Consider the following 5,148-nt stretch of genomic DNA (forward strand, 5'->3'; position numbering starts at 1 on the left):
GTTCCCACAACGTTCTTCAACTTGGCCAAAATCCCAGCTTCGAGCCGACAGAGCCAATGTGGCAACGGTTGTCGAGCGGACGAGCCGGTTCACCATGCTGTTCAAGAACAACGACCGGCAGTCCAAGCCGATCATGGAGCGGCTCATCAACGTGCTCAGCCCCCTGCCCAGGCATGCTCGCCAAAGTTTGACGTTGATCGCGGGTTTGAATTCGTCTCCTGGCGGCGACTGAAGCAAGGAATGGGAACCGATGCATGGTTCTGCGATCCGTCTGCGCCCTGGCAAAAAGGCTCCGTTGAGAGCATGAATCGGCGGATTCGGCGTTACCTGCCGAGGGATATTGCTGTCCTGTCAGTTCCTGATGAATCGATACGATCACTGATCGATCAGTTGAACAATACGCCGAGAAAATGCCTTGGTTTCCGCACCCCAGCTGAAGTGTTCAGGCGTGAAGTGAACAAATGACGGCAAGCCGGGGCGGAGGACGGATTTCATGAATGATTCTGCGGTGATTGCGCGGCGAGAGAACGCGTTATTGAGGCAGCCAGCGGCGGAAAAAGATCGTCAATGCACGCCGATGTCGCTTTTGCATATCCGACTCTAACTGCAGGCAAGCTGCCCAAAGTGGCGTCTTGTGGAAGGAGCCGTTCTTCAGAAGAGTGAGCCCCTCTCGTGCCTCATAGAGCAAGCCGAGCCAGCATAAGCGTTGGAAGACGCCATACTGAAGATCGGATTTCAATGCCCAGGCTTCTATCGTCATTTCGGTGTCCGACAGAGGCGCCAGGTCTGGATAGAGGACCTTCACAACGTCCATTGGCGTGCAACCTTCTCTGGCCTTGATATTGAGAAGATTGAGGAACATGCGCTGGTCGCCACAGCAGATCGCCGGTCGCATGCGGCTGGAGCGCCATCCGATCTGCGTCAGTTACGAGACGATCTACAAGTTCGCCTATTCCGCAGACGGCCAGGCCATCAAACTGTGGCGGCACCTGCCGGAGCGTCGTGCGAGGCGCAGGCCGCGGCATGCCCGACGGCGTCACGGTCGCCGCTTCAGCCCCGAACTCAACATTCTTCACCGTCCTGACACTGTCGCCGAACGCAAGCAGTTCGGGCATTGATGGTGTGGACACCCCTCCTCGGCGGCAGCGCGATATATCATGCTGCCTAGGTTCACCGTTTATATTGGAGGTATTCATGGAGAGCGCCGCTGTAATCGGGATAGACTTGGCTAAATCCGTGTTCCAACTGCATGGTGCAGACGCTACCGGCAGACCGCTGTTCCGGAAGAAGCTAACGCGAGGTCAGCTGCGCACCTTTCTTGCGAGCCATCCGCCAACGATCGTGGCGATGGAGGCCTGTGCTTCATCACATTATTGGGGGCGAGAGATCGGTGCTATGGGCCACGAGGGTCGACTTATCCCGCCGATCTACGTGAAGCCGTTTGTCAAAAGGCATAAGAACGACGCGGCCGATGCTGAGGCAATCAGCGAGGCTGCGGTCCGACCGACCATGCGCTTCGTGCAGGTGAAAACCGCAGAGCAGCAATCGCGGGCCATGGTCTTCAAGACCCGCGATCTCCTGGTCCGCCAGCGCAACCAAATCGTCAATGCATTGCGCGGCCACCTCATGGAATATGGGATCGCGATCCCGGCCGGTCTCACTTTTGTACGGAAACTGGAGCGTGAGTTGGAAGACCCCGATACGGCCCTGCCTTTACTGGTCGTTGAACTCGCACGTCTTCACCTTGACCAGCTTCGAGGTTGTAACGAGAAGATTGCTGCCGTTGAGCGGCAGATGAAAGAAGAGGCCAAGCGTGATCCCGAAGCGATCCGTCTGCAGATGCGCCGGGAATCGGCCCTGTCAGCGCAATGGCAATCAAAGCTTTCGGCCCGGACATGAACAGCTTCCAACGCGGGCGCGACTTCGCAGCGTGGCTGGGGCTCGTGCCGTTACAAAAGTCGACCGGCGGCCGTCAGAAACTAGGACGCACATCGAAAATGGGACAGCGCGACATCAGACGGCTTCTGATCATTGGAGCCATGACGCGCATCCGCTGGGCGTTGAAAAACGGGGCGCCGAGTGGATCCTGGCTCAAACAGATGCTGGAACGCAAACCGCGCCTGTTGGTTGCGATCGCGCTTGCGAACAAAACGGCGCGCGCGATCTGGGCGATGATGACAAGAGATGAGGAATATCGGGATGTGCCTGTTTCGGCGTAACGCCGAAACTAAGCATTACCGATGATGTGAGGAGGACTTCGGAAAGTAAGGACAACGGATCGACAAGATCGAGGTCAGGAAAACCAGGCACTCCCAGAGGGCTTCGCGCCCGCGACATTGATATGGACCCGACCTTCGCATCGCCATACCGGCCCCGCGGCAAATTGAAGGCCGCTTCAATAGAGGCCTGACACATGACCGCACCCGATCTCACGTTCAAACTATCCGAAAAAGCCCTTGCATGGCCCGGGGTATCCACACATGGGAGTGCGATCTCATTCAGTTTCGCAAGAAGTTCGGCAAGGCCAACGTGACGTCACTGGTCGAGCGGGTCAGCCGCTTTGCGGTCTTCCTGCGCAACAACGACCGGCAATCGAAACCGATCATGGACGGGCTGATTGAGGTGCTCCAGCCCCTGCCCCACGCTGCGCGACGCTCGATCACCTTCGACCGTGGCACTGAGTTCAGCGAATGGCCCTATCTTCAGGCTGGCATCGGAACGCAGCCATGGTTCTGCGACCCGCAGTCACCCTGGCAGAAAGGCACGGTCGAGAACACCAATGGCCGGGTTCGCAAATGGCTTTCGAGAGAGGTGGAGCCCCTGTCGATCAGCGACGGCGAGTTGAAGGACATCTGCGATCGGCTCAACTCGACACCGCGGAAGTGCCTGGGCTACCGAACGCCGGCGGAAGTCTTCCGCAAGAAACTGCTCGCAAATGCGGCGTGTCGGCTAGCATTACACGCTTAAGTCGCAGTTCGGCATGAAATCACACCGCAAGGTTGAAGTGTCCTGATCCTGCAAAGTTGGAATGTCACTCTCCCCGCGTTTTGATGACGTGGGAGATTGCGGATGGGATTGATTGCGATGAGCGAGCGTGATCTGCAGCGGATTGAGGTACTGTCGAAGGTCGTCGACGGCCGGACGACGATTGTTTCGGCGGCGCATGTCCTGGGCTTGAGCACGCGCCAGGTTCGCCGGCTCCTGGAGCGGATCCGGACGGATGGTGCGGCATCGATCCGGCACAAGGCAATCGGCCGACCGTCGAACAATCGGATTTGAGACGGCGTGCGCAATTACGCCATGGCGATCGTGCGCGAGCGCTATGCGGATTTCGGTCCGACGCTGGCGGCCGAGAAGCTTGCCGAGCGTGATGGTCTGACGGTGTCGCGCGAGACCTTGCGCCAATGGGTGTCTGAGGCCGGCCTGTGGCTGTCGCGCAAGCAGCGGCGGACGTTTCATCAGCCGCGGTTGCGGCGCGAGGCTTTTGGCGAGCTGGTGAAGATCGATGGATCCGAGCATCGCTGGTTCGAAGATCGCGGTGATCCCTGTTCATTGCTGGTGTTCATCGATGATGCGAGCGGCAAGCTGATGCAGTTGCGCTTCGTGCGGTCGGAAAGTGCGTTCAGCTATTTCGAGGCGCTGGAGCTCTATCCGCAGGATCACGGCGCTCCGGTCGCCTTTTATTCCAACACGCATTCGGTGTTCCGGGTGGCGAAGAAAGACGCCAAGGGCGGCCAGGGCATGACGCAGTTCGGCCGGGCGCTTTCAGAGCTAAACATCGAGATCCTTTGTGCAAACTCGAGCCAGGCCAAGGGTCGGGTCGAGCGGATGAACCGGACGCTACAGGACCGGTTGATCAAGGATCTGCGCCTGGAGGGCATCTGCGGCATGGACGACGGCAACGCTTTCCTGCCTCGGTTCATGGAGCGCTATAACCGGCAGTTTGCCATTACCCCTGCCCGACCTGATGATCTGCACCGGCCAATGAACCTTGCCCCGGATCGGCTGCGCGACGTCCTGTGCAAACGTGAGCAGCATTATGTCGGTGCGCAACTGACGTTCTCTTACGAGCGTAAGCGGATCATGCTCGAGGAGAACGAGGTGACGCGCGGACTGGTCGGTCGCTATGTCGAAACTTACGCCCTTGCCGATGGCCGGCTGGATGTGCGCTGGAAGGGGCATTCCTTGCCCTACCGAGTGTTCGACAAGGACCAGCGGGTGACGCATGCGGCGATCACCGAGAACAAGCGGCTTTCCGATGTCCTGGCCTGCATCAAGGAGCGCCAGGACGAGCGGCCGGCGCCGAAGGTGAAGACCAACAGCGAGAAGATTGGCTACACGCCGCGCGGTCGCAAGCCGGGCAAGCGGACGGATTTCATGAACGATCCAGGGGTCATTACTCGGCGGCGGCAGGCGCTTTCCCAGCGAAGTGCGGTGGAGCAAGGGCAACCCTACCCGGTACAGTTCAATGGAGAATAAACTCGGACTGCATGTCTGAGTCGAGCTTCAAACAGGCAGGCCACAAGGGTGTCTTGTGGTAGGTTCCGCCCTGCCAAATGGTCAGTCCCTCGCGCTCTTCGTGCAGCAATCCCAGCCAGCACAGCGGGCGAATGATATCGTAGCGGAGCGCCGACCTTTCTGCCAGGTTTCGACAGTCATTTCTGCTGGCTCCGGGTACGATTCGCTCGGGTATAGCTCGTTCGCCAGTTCGTCCAACGAACAGCCCGTTTCTGCTTTCATATTGATAAGATTGAGAAAGACGTGCCACCAACGCATCCGATTGCGGACAGCCTCCTGCGTCTGCCCGTGGTGGATATAAGCATAGAGATAATCCGTCGCGATCAGATCGAAGAAGGCCTGCGGTCTCGCCAAAAAGTCCTGGCCACGTTTTGTGGGCAGCAGGACGTCTTTTTTCCGGCGAAGAAGCTTTAGATGTCGGACCATATCCCGCACCACCCAGAGCGGCGGCATGTCGGCTTCATTGAGGACCTTATTCATCCTGTACAGGTCTTCGGATGTGTACCGGGCCAATCGAAATGAACGGCGGCCCAGTGCACGAACTTGCGGTTCATGGCGCCCGTCGCTGTTAATCCGGCCCGGTGCGTACGTTGCTGCGAAAACGGCCAACTGAAAGAACATTCAGCGAAC

7 pseudogenes are annotated in these 5,148 nt (G+C 58.6%); 5 read left to right on the top strand and 2 right to left on the bottom strand.

From position 1 onward, the window contains the following. Nucleotides 1-465 (top strand): annotated as a pseudogene (locus ILFOPFJJ_RS36775) (IS30 family transposase); the annotation flags it as partial. 99 nt (nt 466-564) lie between these two features. Here the strand turns inward: ILFOPFJJ_RS36775 and ILFOPFJJ_RS08765 are convergent. Beyond that, nucleotides 565-865 (bottom strand): annotated as a pseudogene (locus ILFOPFJJ_RS08765) (hypothetical protein); the annotation flags it as partial. A 1-nt stretch (nt 866) separates the two neighbouring features. Here ILFOPFJJ_RS08765 and ILFOPFJJ_RS08770 point away from each other — a divergent pair. The 4 pseudogenes from ILFOPFJJ_RS08770 to ILFOPFJJ_RS08785 form a co-directional block, all read left to right on the top strand. After that, nucleotides 867-1,115: pseudogene (locus ILFOPFJJ_RS08770) on the top strand (IS30 family transposase); the annotation flags it as partial. Between the two features lie 79 nt (nt 1,116-1,194). Beyond that, nucleotides 1,195-2,219 (top strand): annotated as a pseudogene (locus tag ILFOPFJJ_RS08775) (IS110 family RNA-guided transposase). Nucleotides 2,220-2,481: 262 nt separating this feature from the next. After that, nucleotides 2,482-2,967 (top strand): annotated as a pseudogene (locus tag ILFOPFJJ_RS08780) (IS30 family transposase); the annotation flags it as partial. Nucleotides 2,968-3,069: 102 nt separating this feature from the next. Next, a pseudogene (locus tag ILFOPFJJ_RS08785) lies at nt 3,070-4,479 on the top strand (ISNCY family transposase). On the opposite strand, the pseudogene ILFOPFJJ_RS08790 reads toward ILFOPFJJ_RS08785, so the two are convergent. After that, nucleotides 4,466-5,148 (bottom strand): annotated as a pseudogene (locus ILFOPFJJ_RS08790) (hypothetical protein); the annotation flags it as partial. The pseudogenes ILFOPFJJ_RS08785 and ILFOPFJJ_RS08790 sit on opposite strands and share 14 nt — an antisense overlap.

This window comes from Sinorhizobium psoraleae, assembly GCF_013283645.1.
GTDB lineage: Bacteria > Pseudomonadota > Alphaproteobacteria > Rhizobiales > Rhizobiaceae > Sinorhizobium > Sinorhizobium psoraleae.